Source organism: Pantoea sp. C2G6 (assembly GCF_051336815.1).
Lineage (GTDB): Bacteria > Pseudomonadota > Gammaproteobacteria > Enterobacterales > Enterobacteriaceae > Pantoea.
This window is the reverse complement of the sequence record NZ_JBGMNJ010000001.1, coordinates 425,816-443,802: the sequence shown is the minus strand read 5'-3', so window position 1 is coordinate 443,802 and position 17,987 is coordinate 425,816. Positions and strand designations below refer to the sequence as shown.

At 58.0% G+C, this 17,987-nt stretch carries 20 protein-coding genes; 10 read left to right on the top strand and 10 right to left on the bottom strand.

Annotated elements, in window-relative coordinates; translation table 11 throughout:
* The first annotated feature begins 6 nt into the window (after positions 1-6).
* The 5 genes from tagF to ACCW71_RS02125 are packed head-to-tail and all read left to right on the top strand — an operon-like array spanning position 7 to position 5,088.
* Positions 7-705 (top strand): type VI secretion system-associated protein TagF, encoded by a 699-nt coding sequence (gene tagF, locus ACCW71_RS02145; RefSeq protein WP_436369323.1) that lies wholly within the window; start codon positions 7-9, stop codon positions 703-705.
* Positions 706-741: 36 nt separating this feature from the next.
* On the top strand, positions 742-1,875 hold the full coding sequence (tagH, locus tag ACCW71_RS02140; protein ID WP_436369321.1) for a type VI secretion system-associated FHA domain protein TagH: 1,134 nt from the start codon (positions 742-744) through the stop codon (positions 1,873-1,875).
* Positions 1,872-2,648, top strand: a complete 777-nt coding sequence (locus tag ACCW71_RS02135) for a PP2C family protein-serine/threonine phosphatase (protein WP_436369320.1) — start codon at positions 1,872-1,874, stop codon at positions 2,646-2,648. Before tagH ends, ACCW71_RS02135 begins: the two co-directional genes overlap by 4 nt.
* Before the next feature lie 14 nt (positions 2,649-2,662).
* On the top strand, positions 2,663-3,616 hold the full coding sequence (locus tag ACCW71_RS02130) for a hypothetical protein (RefSeq protein WP_436369318.1): 954 nt from the start codon (positions 2,663-2,665) through the stop codon (positions 3,614-3,616).
* Positions 3,617-3,660: 44 nt separating this feature from the next.
* Positions 3,661-5,088: a serine/threonine protein kinase gene (locus ACCW71_RS02125; protein WP_436369316.1), complete on the top strand. Its 1,428-nt coding sequence runs from the start codon at positions 3,661-3,663 to the stop codon at positions 5,086-5,088.
* A gap of 68 nt (positions 5,089-5,156) precedes the next feature.
* Here the strand turns inward: ACCW71_RS02125 and ACCW71_RS02120 are convergent, their stop codons facing one another.
* Together ACCW71_RS02120 and chaB are read right to left on the bottom strand one after the other, a co-directional pair.
* A complete protein-coding gene (locus tag ACCW71_RS02120; protein WP_436369711.1) occupies positions 5,157-5,843 on the bottom strand; it encodes a gamma-glutamylcyclotransferase in 687 nt (228 codons plus the stop codon).
* Between the two features lie 226 nt (positions 5,844-6,069).
* Positions 6,070-6,297, bottom strand: a complete 228-nt coding sequence (chaB, locus tag ACCW71_RS02115) for a putative cation transport regulator ChaB (RefSeq protein WP_436369314.1) — start codon at positions 6,295-6,297, stop codon at positions 6,070-6,072.
* A 371-nt stretch (positions 6,298-6,668) separates the two neighbouring features.
* Between chaB and chaA the strand changes: the two genes are divergently transcribed.
* Positions 6,669-7,760, top strand: coding sequence for a sodium-potassium/proton antiporter ChaA (gene chaA, locus ACCW71_RS02110; RefSeq protein WP_436369313.1), 1,092 nt, complete (start codon positions 6,669-6,671; stop codon positions 7,758-7,760).
* A 12-nt stretch (positions 7,761-7,772) separates the two neighbouring features.
* On the opposite strand, the gene ACCW71_RS02105 is transcribed toward chaA, so the two are convergent.
* The 7 genes from ACCW71_RS02105 to hemA all read right to left on the bottom strand — a co-directional run bounded on the left by ACCW71_RS02105 (position 7,773) and on the right by hemA (position 13,368).
* Positions 7,773-7,982 (bottom strand): hypothetical protein, encoded by a 210-nt coding sequence (locus ACCW71_RS02105; RefSeq protein ID WP_436369311.1) that lies wholly within the window; start codon positions 7,980-7,982, stop codon positions 7,773-7,775.
* A 65-nt stretch (positions 7,983-8,047) separates the two neighbouring features.
* Positions 8,048-8,902, bottom strand: coding sequence for a 3-deoxy-8-phosphooctulonate synthase (gene kdsA / locus ACCW71_RS02100; protein ID WP_436369309.1), 855 nt, complete (start codon positions 8,900-8,902; stop codon positions 8,048-8,050).
* Positions 8,903-8,927: 25 nt separating this feature from the next.
* Positions 8,928-9,737 (bottom strand): invasion regulator SirB1, encoded by an 810-nt coding sequence (sirB1, locus tag ACCW71_RS02095; RefSeq protein WP_436369308.1) that lies wholly within the window; start codon positions 9,735-9,737, stop codon positions 8,928-8,930.
* Position 9,738: 1 nt separating this feature from the next.
* Entirely contained in the window at positions 9,739-10,131 is a 393-nt protein-coding gene (locus tag ACCW71_RS02090) for a SirB2 family protein (RefSeq protein WP_436369710.1), read from the bottom strand.
* A gap of 22 nt (positions 10,132-10,153) precedes the next feature.
* Complete coding sequence (gene prmC, locus ACCW71_RS02085; protein ID WP_436369306.1) at positions 10,154-10,987, bottom strand: peptide chain release factor N(5)-glutamine methyltransferase; 834 nt, start codon at positions 10,985-10,987, stop codon at positions 10,154-10,156.
* Positions 10,987-12,069, bottom strand: a complete 1,083-nt coding sequence (gene prfA, locus ACCW71_RS02080) for a peptide chain release factor 1 (RefSeq protein ID WP_436369305.1) — start codon at positions 12,067-12,069, stop codon at positions 10,987-10,989. The genes prmC and prfA overlap by 1 nt, the downstream gene beginning before the upstream one ends.
* 42 nt (positions 12,070-12,111) lie before the next feature.
* Positions 12,112-13,368 (bottom strand): glutamyl-tRNA reductase, encoded by a 1,257-nt coding sequence (hemA, locus tag ACCW71_RS02075; protein ID WP_436369303.1) that lies wholly within the window; start codon positions 13,366-13,368, stop codon positions 12,112-12,114.
* Between the two features lie 221 nt (positions 13,369-13,589).
* On the opposite strand from hemA, the gene lolB reads away from it, so the two are divergent.
* The 4 genes from lolB to ACCW71_RS02055 all read left to right on the top strand — a co-directional run bounded on the left by lolB (position 13,590) and on the right by ACCW71_RS02055 (position 17,518).
* A complete protein-coding gene (gene lolB, locus ACCW71_RS02070; protein WP_436369302.1) occupies positions 13,590-14,213 on the top strand; it encodes a lipoprotein insertase outer membrane protein LolB in 624 nt (207 codons plus the stop codon).
* Positions 14,210-15,067 (top strand): 4-(cytidine 5'-diphospho)-2-C-methyl-D-erythritol kinase, encoded by an 858-nt coding sequence (gene ispE / locus ACCW71_RS02065; protein ID WP_436369301.1) that lies wholly within the window; start codon positions 14,210-14,212, stop codon positions 15,065-15,067. The genes lolB and ispE overlap by 4 nt, the downstream gene beginning before the upstream one ends.
* 136 nt (positions 15,068-15,203) lie before the next feature.
* Positions 15,204-16,151 carry a ribose-phosphate diphosphokinase gene (gene prs / locus ACCW71_RS02060; RefSeq protein ID WP_279771607.1) on the top strand — a complete coding sequence of 316 codons (948 nt, stop codon included), beginning with the start codon at positions 15,204-15,206 and terminating at the stop codon, positions 16,149-16,151.
* A gap of 215 nt (positions 16,152-16,366) precedes the next feature.
* Positions 16,367-17,518: a GGDEF domain-containing protein gene (locus tag ACCW71_RS02055; RefSeq protein WP_436369300.1), complete on the top strand. Its 1,152-nt coding sequence runs from the start codon at positions 16,367-16,369 to the stop codon at positions 17,516-17,518.
* On the opposite strand, the gene ychH is transcribed toward ACCW71_RS02055, so the two are convergent.
* The gene (ychH, locus tag ACCW71_RS02050) at positions 17,515-17,790 is read right to left on the bottom strand and encodes a stress-induced protein YchH (protein ID WP_436369299.1); all 276 of its coding nucleotides are present in this window, start codon (positions 17,788-17,790) and stop codon (positions 17,515-17,517) included. The genes ACCW71_RS02055 and ychH overlap by 4 nt on opposite strands.
* Positions 17,791-17,987 lie beyond the last annotated feature (197 nt).

The window sequence follows — 17,987 nt, the reverse complement described above, 5'->3', positions numbered from 1 at the left end:
GTGAATATGGCAGCTTTGGCGGCGCCCGGATGGTATGGCAAGCTGCCGTCAACCGGCGACTTTCTGCACCACCGGTTAGGCGAGCAGCAGATAACCCCCTGGAATCACTGGTTTCAGCAGGGGCTGATGCACTGGCATCAGCAGGAGAACGCGGTCAGCGCAAACTTTTTGCAGGCGCCGGTGTGGAATTTTGTCTTGCCGATCACCCCGACCCGCCAGCAGATCCAGATGGGCTGTCTGCTACCCTCCTGTGACCGCGTCGGGCGCGCCTGGCCGCTGCTGGCGCTGCACAGTTTTCCGCTGGCCCAGTGGCATCCGGCGCAGCTGACCATCTCCGGCGACTGGTTTCAGGACCTGGGCGCGACGCTGTTGCGGGCGGTTCAGACCCCGCTGAACGGCGAGCAGCTGGAGCAGCAGATCCAGACGCTGCCGCCGCTGCTGGTGCCGGTGCGCCAGCCGTCAGAGATTATGGATGTGATTGGTTTTCAGGATTTGCCCTGCACGCTGAGCTGGCGTGAAGTGGCAGAGCGCTTCGATCCTCAGCAGCACATCAGCTACTGGTGGAGTAACCGCAGTGATGGTTTCGCCCATGCCACCCACAAGCACAGCGGCAACCTCACGGCGCAGCTGTTTTCGTTACTGTTTAACCCGGCGGCAGGTGCACAGCCGGGACGTAATGGCCTCTATCCACCGATGTTCGAGTGAGGCCGGATGCGTTTGCCGTTAAATCTGGGATAACTCATGCAATTTACCATTGTGCAAAGCTCTACGGATGTTCCGGCCAGAAGTGTGGCGTTTCAGCCGCCTGGCGGCACCATTGGCCGCAGTCAGGACAACGATCTGGTGCTGCCAGATGAATCGCGGGCGATCTCCCGTTTGCAGGCGCTGGTTCACCTGTCACATGACGGTGAATGCCGTCTGACCAATCAGGGCAGCGTGACGCCGGTTGAACATAACGGGATTGCGCTGGGCCGTGGGATGCAGGTGCTGCTGAAACATGGTGACGCGCTGCGCATTGGCGACTATGCGCTGGAAGTGCGCGATCCCGCCTGTCACAGCGCCCAGAGCGATCCGCTGGCGCTGTTTGCTGGCGACAGTGGCCAGCCCGCCAATCCGCTGGGGATCCATGAGCACCATGAGGTGGAGGATCGCCTGCTGGTCAGTGAGCCGCTCGCGCGCCACGAGCGTCACAACGACGCCCGGCTGGCGATCGATCCGCAGGCCAATGAGCCGCAGCGGGCGCTTTCCGCCCAGCCGGTTGATCAGGATCGGTTAATTGCCGCGCTGCTGGATGGCATGGGACTGAGTAACGGCCACGCCACGCCCATCGACGAAGAGCAGATGCGCATCACCGGCCGGATGCTGAGCCTGTTCTCTCAGGGTACCGTCGCGCTGCTCTCCTCCCGTTCAATCCTCAAGCGCGGGGTGAAAGCGGATATGACGATGATTCTGAACGAGGCCAATAACCCGTTTAAGATCCTGCCCTCCGGTAAAACCGTGCTGATGCAGATGTATCAGAGCCAGATGCCCGGCTTTATGCCGCCGGAACAGGCGGTGCGTGATGCGCTGGTCGACCTCCAGGCCCACCAGCTGGGAATGATTGCCGGTATTCGCGCCATTATCGCCGCGATGCTGCAATCGTTTAATCCGCAGCGGCTGGAGGAGCAGGCGCGTGCCGATGGCGTGATGCCAAAACTGCCGTTTACCGGCGCGAAAAAAGCGGCGCTGTGGGACTACTTCACCCGCAACTATCAGCGTACCGCTGGCGAAATCGAAGATGATTTCCATACCCTGTTTGGTGAGGCGTTTCTGCATGCCTATGACATGGAAGTGAATCAGTATAAAGATTCTCAGACGCGGGTAGATGAAACATGAAAATCGCTTTTGCCAGCCGCTGTCAGCAGGGACTCCGGGATGAGAATCAGGACCGGACCGGGGCCGAACTGGACGAGCGCAAAGCCTGTTTTGTGGTGTGCGATGGCGTGGCCGGTCTGCCCGGCGGTGAAATGGCCGCCCAGCTGGTGCGCGACACGCTGCTGAGTCAGCTAGCGGAGTGTGGCGATTTCACCCCGGACCTGACCCGCGAGGCGGTGGAACAGTGCCGTTCAGCCCTGCATGAAGCACAGGGAAAGAATCCGAAATTTTCACGCATGAGCACCACGCTGGCCGCCCTGTTTATTGACCGCCAGAAACAGCGCGCATGGTGGGCGCACGCCGGTGATAGCCGGGTTTATCACTTCCGGCGTGGGGTACTGCATGAGGTGACGCGCGACCACAGTCTGGCCCAGCAGTTAAAAGAAGCGGGCTATGAAAATACCGGCATTAACAGTAATTTACTCTATAATGCGCTCGGTGCTGAACCGCCTCGCTCAGTGAGCTTTTCACGGGAAATTGCGCTGGAAGATGGCGATGCGTTTCTGATCTGCACCGACGGCTTCTGGCTGAATCTGACCAGCGGCGAAATGGAACAGGCGCTGCGTATGGTGAACGCCTGCGAAGAGTGGCTGGCCCTGATGGAACAGGCGGTCAGCCGCAACGTTAAGAAAGATAATCTCAGCGCCCTGGCGGTGTGGATTGGTGAGCCGGAAGAAGCGACATTGCTCTATTCACTGGCGGATTCGGCGCGCTTCCTGCCGCCTCGTTTTTGATTCCAAGGATCCTTATGAAACTGTGGTTGCCCGGCATCGCCACTCTGCTGATTGCCTTTTACGCCCAGGCTGAAAATTATCGGGTGGTCTACTCCCCCAGCCTTGCGCTGGAGGTCTACATCGATAATGTGGTGAGTAAAGCCCCTGACGACTGGTGTAAAGAGACGCTGCCGCTGCGCATCGTCTCCGGCAAAAGTAAGGATTCGTCGGTGCTGACCACCTTTTTACCGCGCGTCGGCACCCTGCTGGCGAATCAGTGCGGGCTGTTGGACGAACTGCCGTGGCAGATGACCAACAAAGAGGGCAGCGTCTTAGCCAGCGGCAGCGCCAGCAAGTTGCAGAACTGGCGGCCTATTGTGATGGCGGATGCGACCGCCAGCGCCAGCGCCGGTAACGCCGCCCCGCTCGATCTCTCCCGCCCGGCCAACAGCACGCCGCTGCAACATTTCGATCTGCCGAGCGGCTGCCATTTTCGCACCGCCTGGGATGAAAAGGGTCGCACCCTGTTTATCCCGGACGTCAGCAAGCAGCACTGCTCCCCAGACGGCTGGGCGGAAGGCAAAAGTGAGCTGACCCTGGTAACGCCGGACCAGACGACACCGGTCGCGGTCACCTTTTATCAGGGCTATCCGATCGCCAATCTGACGATCCCGGACAGCAAGCTGGAGGTGATCGCCGCCAATAATCAGCGCATGATCGTGACCCGCGCTGACGCGGCCGATAGCTGGCTGGTGCTGCCCTTCGATGCGCAACAGCATCTCTGGCGCTTCAACGGCGCGCTGTTGATTAAGATGGATAAGAATGCTGCGCAGCAGGATGCTGACGCTGTGAAATCGAAAGTCGAGACTTTGCGCGCCCGTTGGGCTCCGCATTTCATGCCACAGCAAAAAGTGAATGTGTTACTCATCGACACCCTGCACGCGGATCTGGTTGATCCCGCCATTGGTGCCTGGCGTAACATCAATTAATTACCGCGCAGCCTGGCGAGCAGGCCGTGTTCAGAGAGTTCACTATGTCGGCAAATGATAATCCGAAAACCGTTCCAAATGCGCTGCCTGACGGATACCGTTTCAACGAGTTTGAGATCAAGGAAGTAATCGGCGGCGGCGGCTTTGGCATCGTCTATCGCGCGTGGGACCACCAGCTTGAGCGCACCATTGCGATCAAAGAGTATATGCCGGTGTCGCTGGCGATACGCACCGCCGATTTAACCCTGGAGCTGCGCGGCGAACGCTTCCAGAAGCTGTTTAACGCCGGTCTGAACAGTTTTATTCAGGAAGCGCGGCTGCTGGCCCGCTTTAATCATCCTGGCTTGCTGCATGTGCTGCGCTTCTGGGAGCAGAACGGCACCGCCTATATGGGCACGCTCTACTACAGCGGCATGACGCTGAAAGAGTGGCAGATCACCAGCCCGGAGTCGATCACCGAAGCCTGGATCCGTCGCCTGCTGCCTCCGCTGCTGGGTGCCATCAGTACCATCCATCAGGCCGGTTATCTGCATCGCGATATTTCGCTCGACAATATCCAGATTCAGGAGAACCAGCTGCCGGTGCTGCTCGATTTCGGCTCGGCGCGCAAAGAGATTGGCAACCTTTCGGATGAAACGGAAATCATGCTGAAGCCTGGCTTTGCCCCGATTGAGCAGTACAGCGAAGAGGGCGAAGTGGAACAGGGACCGTGGACCGATATTTATGCGCTGGGCGCGGTGCTGCACAGCCTGATTACCGGTAATCCGCCACCGGTCAGCGTGGTGCGCTGCATTGAGGATAATTATCAGCCGCTGGTGGAGCGTCAGCCAGAGGGCTACTCCCTGCCGCTGCTGCATGCGATTGACTGCGCGCTGGCGATGAAACCCGGCGATCGGCCACAGAGTATCGACGCTTTTGCCGCACTAATCGATCTGCCGGTCAGCGATGTCGAGGCGGTGGTCAACAGCTTCCCGGTGCCGGGCGAGCCCTCTCCGCCAGTGGAAGAGGAGCCTGCTGAGCCGGTAGCGCCGGTGGTGATGGCGATGAACCCTGCCGCAGCGGCAGCCGAGCCAATAACCCCGCGTTCGGTTCGCCGGCTGTCGCCTGGCCTGCTGGGCATGGCCGCCGTAGCGGTTCTGGCGGTGATCGCCGCCGTCTGGCTGGCGAACCGGCATAGCGCGGCACCGGTCGAGGCGAGCCGTTCACCGGCGGTCAGCCAGGCACCCGCCGCTGTCCCGCCCGCCGCCGCGGTGCCCGCCGCGCTGGCCACGGTTTATCTTAAACTGGAGAGCGGTGAAAACGTGGTGCTCAACGGCCAGCCGGTTGAGGTGAAGCCGGGCAGCAGCGGATTTGCCGCGCTGACGCTGGCGGCGGGACAATACAAAATTGAAGTGCAGAATGGCAGCGTGATCCACACCCAGTCGCTGACCATCGATAAGCCCGGTACCTGGCTGATTAATCCCGGCAACTGACGGCTGAAAACCGCAAAAGGGCGCGTCACGATGACGCGCCCTTTTGTTGTGGGTGGTTAACCGCGCGATTATGCCTGTTTACGGCACTCCTGCTGCTGCGATTGCTGTAAGGTGCGCACCCGATGGGCCAGCTGGCTCAGTTGCTCCTCCACCATGCCGCGTCTGGTCAGCTCCTCTTCCAGCGCAAACAGATATTGTGCATTGGAGCCGAGCGGGCCGCTGGCGGAGGCGATCAATGGCGCAACCGCCTCCGGGCAGGAGTCCGATTCATACAGCGGATGGCGCGGGTCCATGATAAAGGTCAGCGCGGTCACGCTGCGCCCATCGTCCAGTTGCAGTTCGCACCAGGTCGGCAGATAGCAGCCGGTGATCATCTCACGCTTCCACAGCAGCGCCAGCTCTTCATGCAGCCGCGCTTCCGGCAGCCGGAACGCCAGTCCGCTGGTTCTGCCGCCCTGCTTCAGCGCCAGCATCCGGCCAGGATGGGTGGCGGTGCCGCGTCCGGCGGTCAGCCGCAGACAGAAAGCGCGGTGCCAGCCCTCCAGCGAGCCGGAGGCCACTTCATCCGCCTCAAAAATAGGATTCCACATCAGCGAGCCATAACCAAAGATCCAGACCGGGCTGTGATCGGGACGGCACGCCAGGGTAGCCGCCAGCGACGCCGCGCGCTGCTCGCAACTCCAGAGCAGGGTCTCTTCGATATCACCGAACGACGTTTTACAATCCGCTTTTAACAGAAATTCCCGGGTAAGCAATGCGACCTCCTCGACCTCAACGGCGTTCTGCTGAATGGCTCCCTGATGATGAACGCCTGAACGACAGTGCGACGGGTTCATAAAATTGACATTAATCTATTTCTGCGCGGGGTTTCAAGCGTGAGGTCGGTCGCAGGTTAAAAAAAACCAGATAAACCTGATAGCACTGCGGGAAAAAAGGGCCAGATATGCCTGGCCCTTTGGCGTAAACCGGCTAGCGGCTGAATTACTTAGGATGCCACTTATCGTCATCCCCTTTTTTATACTCTTTTTTCACGGCAGCCCAGGCGACTTTGTGCGCCACCTCTTCCCGTGAATCATCGCCGCGTCGATCTTCCGCCTCTTTATACTGGTCCCAGGCGCTGTTGAACGCCTGCTGATAGATCGCCTGCGCATGGGGCGGCAGAACGTGCTTAACATTGTCCGGTAACTCACTGCGGTTGTGGTAAGGCATATCCTCTCCTCCTTTTACGAACAGACATTAAGCCTGGCGCAGTCGCGCGAAAAAACAAATCGTCACTTATGCTGGCCTGAAATTAAAAATCAGCAGAAGCCCGTACAAAGTGAAATGATCATCCCTTTTTCAGCTGGATAAGCGTGATATTACTGAAGTGAGTGAAGTTGTGTGTTACTGATTAATCTTGCAATATTTATGATAACTGAGAGTTAACGCCAACTCGTTATGATTTTGCATTTAAGTAAAAAGCAGTAAATTTCCCCCGCAAGCGCCAGCAAAAAGATAAACTGCGCGCTGCCCTGAAACTGATTATATTTTTAACAGCAGCAGCCGCTGCGCTGGTAATCCTTAACCTGAGAGGATGGTGAATGCCTTCACATGAAAAAACACGTCACAAGGAATTCTCGCTGATATTCCCCCTCATCACGCTGGGTATTCTCTATTTCTTTGGCGCGCAGACCGCCTTTCCGGTGGTGGTCGGGATTAACCTGCTGGCGCTGATTGCCATTCTCAGCAGCGCCTTTAGCGTGGTGCGTCACGCTGACGTGCTGGCGCATCGCCTCGGTGAGCCCTATGGTTCGCTGATCCTCAGCCTGTCGGTGGTGATCCTTGAGGTGAGTCTGATCTCGGCGCTGATGGCGACCGGTGATGCCGCGCCCGGACTGATGCGCGACACGCTCTATTCGATTGTGATGATTGTCACCGGCGGTCTGGTGGGCTTTGCCCTGCTGCTCGGCGGAAATAAGTTTGCGACGCAGTACGTTAATCTGGCGGGGGTGAAGCAATATCTGATCGCCATCTTCCCGCTGGCGATTCTGGTGCTGGTGTTTCCTAACGCGCTGCCGGGCGGTAATTTCACCGTAACGCAGGGGCTGCTGATCTCCGCCATCTCCGCGGCCATGTATGGCGTTTTCCTGCTGATTCAGACCAAGACGCACCAGAGTCTGTTTGTCTATGAGCATGAAGATGAGAGTGACGATGGTGACCCGCACCATGGCAAACCCTCGGCGCACAGCAGCGGCTGGCACACCATCTGGCTTATCGTGCATCTGATGGCGGTGATTGCCGTTACCAAGATGAATGCGAATACGCTGGAGAGCCTGCTGACCGAGATGAACGCGCCAGCGCAGTTCACCGGCTTCCTGGTTGCCCTGCTGATTCTGTCACCGGAAGGTCTGGGTGCAATTAAAGCCGTGCTGATGAATCAGGTGCAGCGCGCCATGAACCTGTTCTTTGGGTCGGTGATGGCGACCATCTCGCTGACCGTCCCGGCGGTGACCATCATTGCGACCCTAACCGGTCAGGATCTGATTTTTGGCCTGGAGCCGCCGCAGATGGTAATCATGATGGCGTCGCTGCTGCTGTGTCAGCTCTCCTTCTCCACCGGACGCACCAATGTGCTGAACGGCGCGGCGCATCTGGCGCTTTTTGTCGGGTATCTGATGACGATTATGCTGTAACGGCACCGGAATTCAGACGAAAAAAAAGAGCGATTTATCGCTCTTTTTAATGCTGAAAACCCCGGACAGGGTGAATTTAACAGCAATGAATAAACTTAATGCGCAGGGAACCGGGCCAGAGGAGAAAAGCGTCCCGCGCCATGGACGGCGCGGGCCGAGCGGCCAGGGATGGCTTAGCGCCTTTTCGATCTGGCCCGGTTCCCTGCGCTGGCTCGATTTCACAGCGAATCCAGCCAGACGTTTTCAACCACCTTATTAAACGACTCCGCGCTCTTTTTACCGCAAACTTATTTGCTGGTATCCAGCTCGGCGAAACTCTTCACCAGGTCATCAATCGCTTTCATCTGCACCAGGAACGGCTCCAGCTTATCCAGCGGCAGCGCGGAAGGACCGTCACACAGCGCGTGGTCAGGGTCCGGGTGCGCCTCAATGAACAGACCGGCAATGCCGACCGCCATACCGGCACGCGCCAGCTCAGCAACCTGTGCACGACGACCGCCCGATGCCGCACCAAAGGGATCGCGCGTTTGCAGCGCATGGGTCACGTCGAAAATCACCGGGCTGTTTTTGGTCACTTTCTTCATCACATTGAAGCCAAGCATGTCGACCACCAGGTTATCGTAACCAAAGTTGCTGCCACGATCGCACAGGATCACCTGTTCGTTGCCGCCTTCGGCAAACTTGTCGACGATATTCCCCATCTGACCCGGGCTGACGAACTGCGGCTTCTTCACGTTGATCACCGCGCCGGTTTTCGCCATCGCTTCCACCAGGTCGGTCTGACGCGCCAGAAAAGCCGGCAGCTGGATCACATCAACCACTTCAGAGACCGGCTGCGCCTGGGACGCTTCATGAACGTCAGTGATGATTTTCACGCCAAAGGCCTGCTTAAGCTGCTGGAAAATCTTCATCCCCTCTTCCAGGCCCGGACCACGATAGGAGTGAATAGAGGAGCGGTTCGCTTTATCAAACGACGCCTTAAACACGTAAGGAATACCGAGTTTATCGGTAACGGTTACGTAGTGTTCGCAGATGCGCATCGCCAGGTCGCGCGACTCCAGCACATTCATCCCGCCGAACAGCACAAACGGCAGATCGTTTGCTACTTTGATGTCACCAATACTCACGACTTTCTGTGTCATGCCCTTTCCTTTTCAGTGGGTCCGCTTAGTGCAGCGTGACCTGTTTTTGTTCGATTGCGTGAATCTGAACTTTGATCATTTCGCTGACCGGGTCCTCAGGACACTGCTCAACGAAGTAAGTTAAATCATTCAGGGCGATATGTTCGCACTCCAGCTGCGCATAGATCAAACCGCGATCGCGGATTTCATAGGGATCGTCGGGATCGATACGCAACAGCACCTGACTCACCTTCAGCGCCAGCTCCATCTTCTTCTCTTCCATCAGCGCCGCTTTCAGCGTGTCGAGCATTTTGCGCATCACGGTCACGGTTTTGGCTTCGTCGAGGTCATCTTCATAGAGACGCGCGGTGGGGCTGATATTCCCCTTGAGCCACACTTCCAGCGTGTGTCTGTCGAGGGTTTCACCATTGAAGGGATTGATCATCCACTTGTCGCCATCAATCCAGTCAGCGCGCAGGATCAGCTGGGTCGGGAAGATCACCGGCATCAGCGGCAGATCCAGCTCACCGGCGATGTGCAGCAGGATGATACCCAGCGAAACCGCGGTGCCCTGACGGGTCTTCAGCACATTATCCAGCCACAGCGCATCGGAAAGATTGTATACGCCGCTGGCCCCGCCAAATCCCCACTGGCGATAGAACAGCTCCAGCAGCTTTTCGAGTTGCAGATCGGCTTCTTCTGTGTGACTGACATAGTCACGTGCTTCGGCCACCAGGGCCGCAAGTTGTTCTTCCACCGACAGCGCCGGAAAATCGGCGCGGATGGCCTGCGTGGCACCAATCACCGCTTCACACAGCGGCGTCTGGCTAAAATCTAATTGTTCGGTCGAGGTCATACTATCCCCATAACGGCATTTTGGTCAGCGCCAGCGTAATGATGGTCACCAGGGCGATTAACGCCACCAGAAAAGCGATCCAGCGGGTGCGATCAGTGCGTGGACGGCGACTCAATGCCACAAATCCTAAGGCGATGTAGATGATAACCCCTAAAAGCTTCTCCGTCAGCCAGCTTCCTTGCGGAGTAAAGGGATAGAAGTGAGTGATCATGACCAGCAGGACGCCGGTCAGCAGGAGCAGCGTGTCATTAATGTGCGGAAGAATGCGCACCCAGCGCCGCGTCAGCATCGCCGAGCCGCGGCGCTGCCAGTAAAAACGCAGCAGAAACAGCGTCACGGTGATGATCACTGTCAGCAGGTGCAGATTTTTAATCAGGGGATAAAAAGCGTACATCATCAATCCTTTTAAGGCGCTTTTATAAAAGAGTGTGGCCGAGGGTGACGCGCGGATTGCCGCCGTAATCGTTAACGGTTGCCACCGCCTGATAGCCTTTTTGCCGCATCAGCGCAGCGACCGCCTCGCCCTGCTGCCAGCCATGTTCCAGCAGCAGCCAGCCGCCCGGTTGCAGCCAGTCAGGCGCCTGTTCAATCAGCGTACGCAGATCCGCCAGACCCGCTTCCTCCGCCACCAGCGCGCTACGCGGTTCAAACCGCACGTCACCCTGCTCCAGATGGCGGTCGCTGGCGTCAATATAGGGCGGGTTGCTGACAATCATCGTAAACCGCTGCGGTAAGAGCGCCTGAAACCAGTGACTGAGCAGGAAAGTGGCGTTGGTGAGATTAAGCCGCTGCGCGTTACTGCGCGCCAGCTCCACCGCCGCCTCGATGCGATCAACGCCGGTGATCTGACAGTCGGGCCGTTCACTGGCCAGCGCCAGCGCAATCGCGCCGGTGCCGGTTCCCAGATCCAGAAGGGTGGCCGGCGTGGCGGGCAGCTGCGCCAGCGCCTGTTCAACCAGCAGCTCGGTGTCCGGGCGCGGGATCAGCGTGGCGTCATTGACCTGCAACGGCAGCGACCAGAACTCCCGTTCGCCCACCAGATGCGCCACCGGCTCACCGCGGGCGCGACGCGCCAGCAGGCTCTCCAGCTGCGCGAGCTGCTCAGCGCTAAGTACCGTTTCATCAAAGGCAACTAACCAGCTGCGCGATTTGCCGGTCACGAAACTCAACAGGATCTCTGCGTCACGCTTCGGGCTGTCGCCTCCGCACAGGGTGGCGATCGCCTGTTTCAGCCAGTGACGAATATCCATTAGTCCTGACCAGCCAGCGCCGCCAGCTGATCCGCCTGATACTCCTGCACAATCGGCTCGATCAGGCTGTCGATTTTGCCTTCCATGGTTTCATCCAGACGGTAGATGGTCAGGTTGATACGGTGGTCGGTAACGCGGCCCTGCGGGAAGTTATAGGTGCGGATACGGTCGGAACGGTCGCCGCTGCCCAGCAGATTGCGGCGGGTACTGGCTTCCGCGGCGTGACGACGGGCCATTTCGGCGGCGTGGATGCGCGCGCCCAGCACCGCCAGCGCTTTGGCTTTGTTTTTATGCTGTGAACGTTCGTCCTGACACTCCACCACAATGCCGGTTGGCAGGTGGGTAATACGAATGGCGGAGTCGGTGGTGTTGACGTGCTGACCGCCCGCGCCTGAGGAGCGGAAGGTATCGATTTTCAGATCGCCCGCGTTGATCTCCGGCAGCTCCGCTTCCGGGATTTCCGGCATCACGGCGACGGTACAGGCGGAAGTATGGATACGGCCCTGTGATTCAGTCTCTGGCACGCGCTGCACCCGGTGTCCGCCAGACTCAAACTTCAGGCGACCATAGGCGCCCTCACCGGTGACACGGGCGATCACCTCTTTGTAACCGCCATGCTCGCCTTCGTTGGCGCTGACGATCTCAACCCGCCAGCGACGCGCTTCCGCGTAGCGGCTGTACATGCGGAACAGATCGCCAGCGAAGATCGCCGCCTCGTCGCCGCCGGTCCCGGCGCGCACTTCAACAAAACAGGCGCGCTCATCATCGGGATCGCGCGGCAGCAATAAGACCTGCAACTGCTGCTCCAGCGCCTCGCCCTTCTCACGCGCCGCCTGCAACTCCTCCTGCGCCATATCGCGCATTTCAGGATCGTCGAGCATCAGCTGCGCCGTCTCAATATCTTCCTGCACCTGCTGCCAGTCACGGAAGCAGCGGGTCACATCGGTAAGCTGAGCATATTCGCGCGACAGCGCACGGAAGCGTTCCTGGTCAGCGATCACGCCAGCATCGCCCAGCATCGCTTCCACTTCTTCGTGGCGCTCCTGTAGGGCTTCCAGTTTGGCAACAATAGAGGTTTTCATTTAAATGTGGGATTCCCGTAACAGGTGGCGACAGCGGTGTGTCTAATCGAGACCCAGGCTGTCGCGTAAAATCTGCAAGCGTTCATTATCGCCATCGCGGGCGGCCTGCTGAAGTGATTTGGTTGGAGCGTGAATTAAACGGTTGGTCAGCTTGTGCGCCAGCTCCTGCATGACTTTCTGCGGATCGGCACCCTGTTGCAGCGCCTGCAACGCACGGCCTTCCAGCTCAGTGCGGATCTCCTCCGCCTGAGAACGATATTCACGGATGGTGTTTACCGCGCCCTGGGAGCGCAGCCAGGCCATGAATTCGCTGCTTTCCTGAACCACAATGCTTTCAGCCTGAACCGCCGCCGCTTTGCGCTGCGCCAGGTTCTGCTCAATGATCGCCTGTAAGTCATCCACGCTGTAGAGATAGGCGTTGGGCAGCTTGCCCACTTCCGGCTCCACGTCGCGCGGTACGGCAATATCCACCAGCAGCATCGGCTGATTACGACGCGCTTTCAGCGCGCGCTCCATCATCCCCTTGCCGATAATCGGCAGCGGACTGGAGGTGGAAGAGATGATAATATCCGCTTCGGCCAGACGGGCATCGATCTCCGCCAGGGTGATCACCTCAGCGCCCACTTCCGCCGCCAGCGTTTCGGCACGCTCGCGGGTACGGTTGGCGATGATCAGATTTTTAACCTGATGTTCGCGCAGATGGCGTGCCACCAGCTCGATGGTTTCACCCGCGCCGACCAGCAGCACGTTCACGGATGAAAGCGATTCGAAAATCTGACGCGCCAGCGTGCAGGCGGCAAAGGCGACCGAGACCGCGTTGGCGCCAATCTCGGTTTCGGTGCGGACCCGCTTGGCCACCGAGAAGGTTTTCTGGAACATCCGCTCCAGCTCGCTGCTCAGCGCCTGTCCGCGGGAGGAGTCGGCGAAGGCTTTTTTTACCTGACCGAGGATCTGCGGTTCGCCCAGCACCAGCGAATCGAGTCCGCTGGCGACACGCATCAGGTGGCTGACCGCCTCGTTATCCTGATGCCAGTAGAGGCTGTTACGTACATCCTCTTCATTGAGCTGATGATAATTGCACAACCAGCTCACCAGCCGCGCCTGTAAGTCCGCCTGCTGCTCGACGCTGAGGTAGAGCTCAGTCCGGTTACAGGTCGACAGCACCACGCCGCTCTGCACCATTGGCTCGGATAACAGGCTGTTCAGCGCCTGCTCAAGCGTCTCCGGCCCGAACGAGACACGTTCGCGCAGAGCAATGGGGGCAGTTTTGTGATTGATTCCGAGAGCGAGCAGCGTCATGGCGATTTTGGTTGGGATGTCCCAATAATGTCAGGGTTTTGTTTTGTGATGCGCATTCTACAAGATGCGGCAGATCAAGAAAAGCCATACAAAGGCTATGACTGTAATAAGATTAACCTGATCGTGCTCAATTTGCTGCATAACAGCATTGACGGTTAAAAGATGGATGGTTAGCGTTATCCGTTGCCAATAATAAATGTGTCCGAGGAGATGACCACTTGATGCTTAAATCACCACGCAATCTGTTGCGCCTTTTGCCCCTTGCCAGCGTCCTGCTGGCTGCCTGTAGCGTCAACAAACCGCAGGGCCCGGGTCCCAGCGTGACCGCGCCACAGTGGCAACAGCATCAGCAGGCGGTCTCAAAGGTCACCCACTACCAGACCCGCGGTGCCTTTGCCTACCTCTCCGATAAGCAGAAAGTCTATGCCCGCTTCAACTGGCAGCAGACCGCGCCCGATCGCTACCGTCTGCTGCTGACCAACCCGCTGGGCAGCACTGAACTGCAACTCGATGCGCAGGGTTCGGTGGTGCAGATTGTGGACAACAAGGGCAAACGCTACGTCAGCAACGACGCGCAGAAGATGATTTCGCAGCTGACCGGCATGAACATCCCGCTGGCTAACCTGCGACAGTGGATGATGGGGCTGCCTGGCGACGCCAGCGACTATCAGCTCAACGAAAACTATCAGTTGCGCAGCCTGAACTACAGCCGTGACGGCCAGAGCTGGCAGGTTTCCATCGCCGGTTATGACAGCAACGTAACCCCGCCGCTGCCGTCCAGCCTGGAGCTGAAAGAGGGCGACCAGCGGATTAAACTGCGCATGGACAGCTGGACCGTTCAATGATCACCCACTGGCCAGCCCCGGCGAAACTGAATCTTTTTCTCTACATCACCGGCCGTCGCCCCGACGGCTACCACAACCTGCAAACGCTTTTTCAGTTTCTTGATTATGGCGATGAGTTGCAGATTAGCGTTGATCACAGCGATCGCATTACGCTGCTGACCCCGGTGGTGGGCGTGGCGGATGCGGATAACCTGATCGTCCGGGCGGCGAATATGCTGAAACAGGCGGCGCAGGCTAACCACCGCCTTCCTGCACGGGCGGGTGCTCAGATTGGCGTTGAAAAACGTCTGCCGATGGGCGGCGGCCTCGGCGGCGGCTCTTCTGATGCGGCGACCGTGCTGGTGGCGCTGAACCATTTGTGGCAAACCGGCTTCACCCCGGAAGAGCTGGCGGCGATGGGCGTCAGGCTGGGCGCGGACGTTCCGGTGTTCGTGCACGGCTTTGCCGCCTTCGCCGAAGGGGTGGGTGAACAACTTCAGCCCGCAGCGCCGGCAGAAAAGTGGTATCTTGTCGCCCATCCCGGCGTGAATATCAGTACCCCGGACGTCTTCAACGACCCCGCACTGACGCGAGATACCCCATCGCGCAGTTTATCGACGCTTTTATCCTCCCCCTTCGCGAATGATTGTGAAGCGGCGGTAAGAAAACGTTTTCGCGAGGTTGATGAGCTTGTTTCCTGGCTGCTAGAATACGCGCCGTCGCGCCTGACTGGCACTGGCGCTTGTGTGTTTGCTGAATTTGACACCGAGTCCGCCGCCCGTCAGGTGCTGGAGCTTGCCCCGAATGGGGTACGCGGCTTTGTAGCCCGAGGCGTGAACGTTTCGCCGCTACAGCGTACCCTGCGAGGCGATTAGCGAATGCGTGACAGTGTCACCCCGTTCCAGACACTGCATGTTTCGCATCAACACACCCGTGTGAACGCCCATGACTGTACACGCCGGTTACCGTCATGCCGTTCATTCTCTGGACGCAAAGCCTGAGGTTCTTCTCGTGCCTGATATGAAGCTATTTGCTGGTAACGCCACCCCGGAACTAGCACAACGTATTGCCAACCGCCTTTACACCAGTCTGGGAGACGCCGCTGTTGGACGTTTCAGTGACGGTGAAGTGAGCGTACAGATCAACGAAAATGTACGCGGTGGTGATATTTTCATCATCCAGTCCACCTGTGCTCCCACCAACGATAATCTGATGGAACTGGTTGTGATGGTCGACGCGCTGCGTCGTGCTTCTGCTGGTCGTATTACCGCAGTCATTCCCTACTTTGGTTATGCCCGTCAGGACCGCCGCGTGCGTTCCGCGCGTGTGCCTATCACCGCTAAAGTAGTGGCAGACTTCCTTTCCAGCGTCGGAGTTGACCGTGTTCTTACGGTTGACCTGCACGCCGAGCAGATCCAGGGCTTCTTCGACGTCCCGGTTGATAACGTATTTGGCAGCCCGATCCTGCTGGAAGATATGATGCAGATCGGTCTGGAAAACCCGATTGTGGTCTCGCCTGATATTGGCGGCGTAGTACGTGCCCGTGCTATCGCTAAACTGCTGAACGACACCGATATGGCAATCATCGATAAACGCCGCCCGCGCGCGAACGTTTCTCAGGTGATGCACATTATCGGTGACGTTGCTGGCCGCGACTGCGTGCTGGTCGACGACATGATCGACACCGGCGGCACGCTGTGTAAAGCGGCTGAAGCGCTGAAAGAACGGGGCGCTAAGCGCGTGTTTGCTTACGCCACCCATCCGATCTTCTCCGGCAATGCGGTTGAAAACCTGCGTAAATCTGTTCTCGACCAGGTGATTGTCTGCGATACCATCCCGCTCTCTGAAGAGATTAAGTCACTGCCGAATGTGCGCACGCTGACCTTATCTGGCATGCTGGCGGAAGCGATTCGCCGCATCAGTAACGAAGAGTCGATCTCGGCGATGTTCGAGCATTAATCTTCGTGCAACCGGGCCTCGCGCCCGGTTTTTTTTCTGCCGCAACCTCTGCCCGATTAACACGCTTCTTTTTCTGATATTTCCGCGATAAATTTCCCTAAAAACCGCTATTTTCAACGCCACCCACTCTTTTACGTAAACGCCGCGCGCCGCACTTCTGCGCCGGGCCGTTAAGTGGTAATTTGCTGCGCACTTTTCATAAGAACCCTGGCACCATGAGCCTCGATATTTATACGTTATTTGTCTGCGAGCTCTACGTGCTGGGGTTTTTAAGCATCATCATGATTTTTGCCTGGATGGGATCGCAATACGATCGCGTGCTCGGCTTTACCTGCCTGACGCTGACGTTGACGCTGGTGGCGGTGTTTTTGAGCAGCCTGCGCAGCAGTGGCCTGCACTTCCTGCCGGTTGCGGTGGGTAACGTTCTGGTGATGCTGGCCTACGGCGGGTTACTGAATGCCTTCCGGCGCTTCTGCGGCAGACCCATCGGCAGTCACTGGCTGCTGGGTGCCCTGCTCTGGGCCATCCTCTGCTGTTTTCCTGAATTCTACTACAGCCTGCCCAAACGGGTGATCGTGCTCTGCATTGCCTGCATGACCTACACGGCGGCGCTGATCCATCTGCTCTGGCAGGTGCGCGATACCCTGAGAGCCACCTTCTGGCCCGCCCAGCTGCTGTTGTGGATCCATCTGCTGTTTCACCTGGCGCGGCTGTTTCTGGACAACACCGTCCCGATTAATCTGCCGGGCGCGATTGGCGGCTCAAAATTCTCGGTCTACGTTATCCTGGAATCGATTCTGTTTGTCATCGGCCTGACCTTTACCATCCTGGCGATGGTCAATGAGCGCACCCAGATCGCCTATAAACATGCGTCGCTGCACGATCCGCTGACCAGCGTCTGGAACCGGCGGGCCTTATTTAATGAGGCGGAGAAAATCGTGGCGCGCTGTCGCCGCCAGGATCGCCCCTTCAGCGCGATACTTTTCGATCTCGACCATTTTAAGAGCATTAATGACCGCTACGGGCATTATCAGGGCGACCGGGTTCTGATCGACTTTTGCGGGATCGTCAAAAGGCTGATCCCGGCTGAGGGACGCTTCGCACGGCTGGGGGGAGAAGAGTTTGCGGCGATTATCCCGGCGGCTGCGCCGGAGACCGAAGCCTGGTGTGAAGCTATCCGGCTGGCAGTGTGTGAGTCGCAACCTGACGCGATTAACTATTCAGTCAGCATCGGCTTTGCTACGGTCACACACCGCCATCAGGGATTTGAGGATTTACTGGCGCAGGCGGATCAGGCGCTCTATCACGCTAAGGCCAGCGGCAGAAACCGCACGGCACAGCATCCCCTGCCTGCAACCCTCTATTAATGATGTGGATGCGATGAGCGGCGGCAGCGTTTGTCATAGTGACGCAGCCAGAAATAGCGATCTTCCACTTTTTCACGGCCACTGATACGCGCGCCCGCTAACCACAACAGCGCCCCAATAAAGATGCTGAAAATCGCACCCTGGGCCAGTTCCTGCGGCAGATCGAGTGACGGCAACTGATTCATAATTGAAAAACCGATGCCCAGCACCATGATGACTAATCCCAGTATTATCAGACCATTACCCGCCACGCGGCAGTGTTGATGTTTCATGCTGAACCTCCATCCATATGAGTAAGTAAACCGCACATAATGTTAACTGCCATAAGTTTAGGCAATGACCCCGACGCACGTTGCGGACTGGATCACACATCAGCTATAAAGAATCGATCGGATCTGAATGCAGCCTGTTGATTCTGATAGAAAATGATTAATCACCTGTCTCAATTATTTCAATGCGCGTGCTTTGT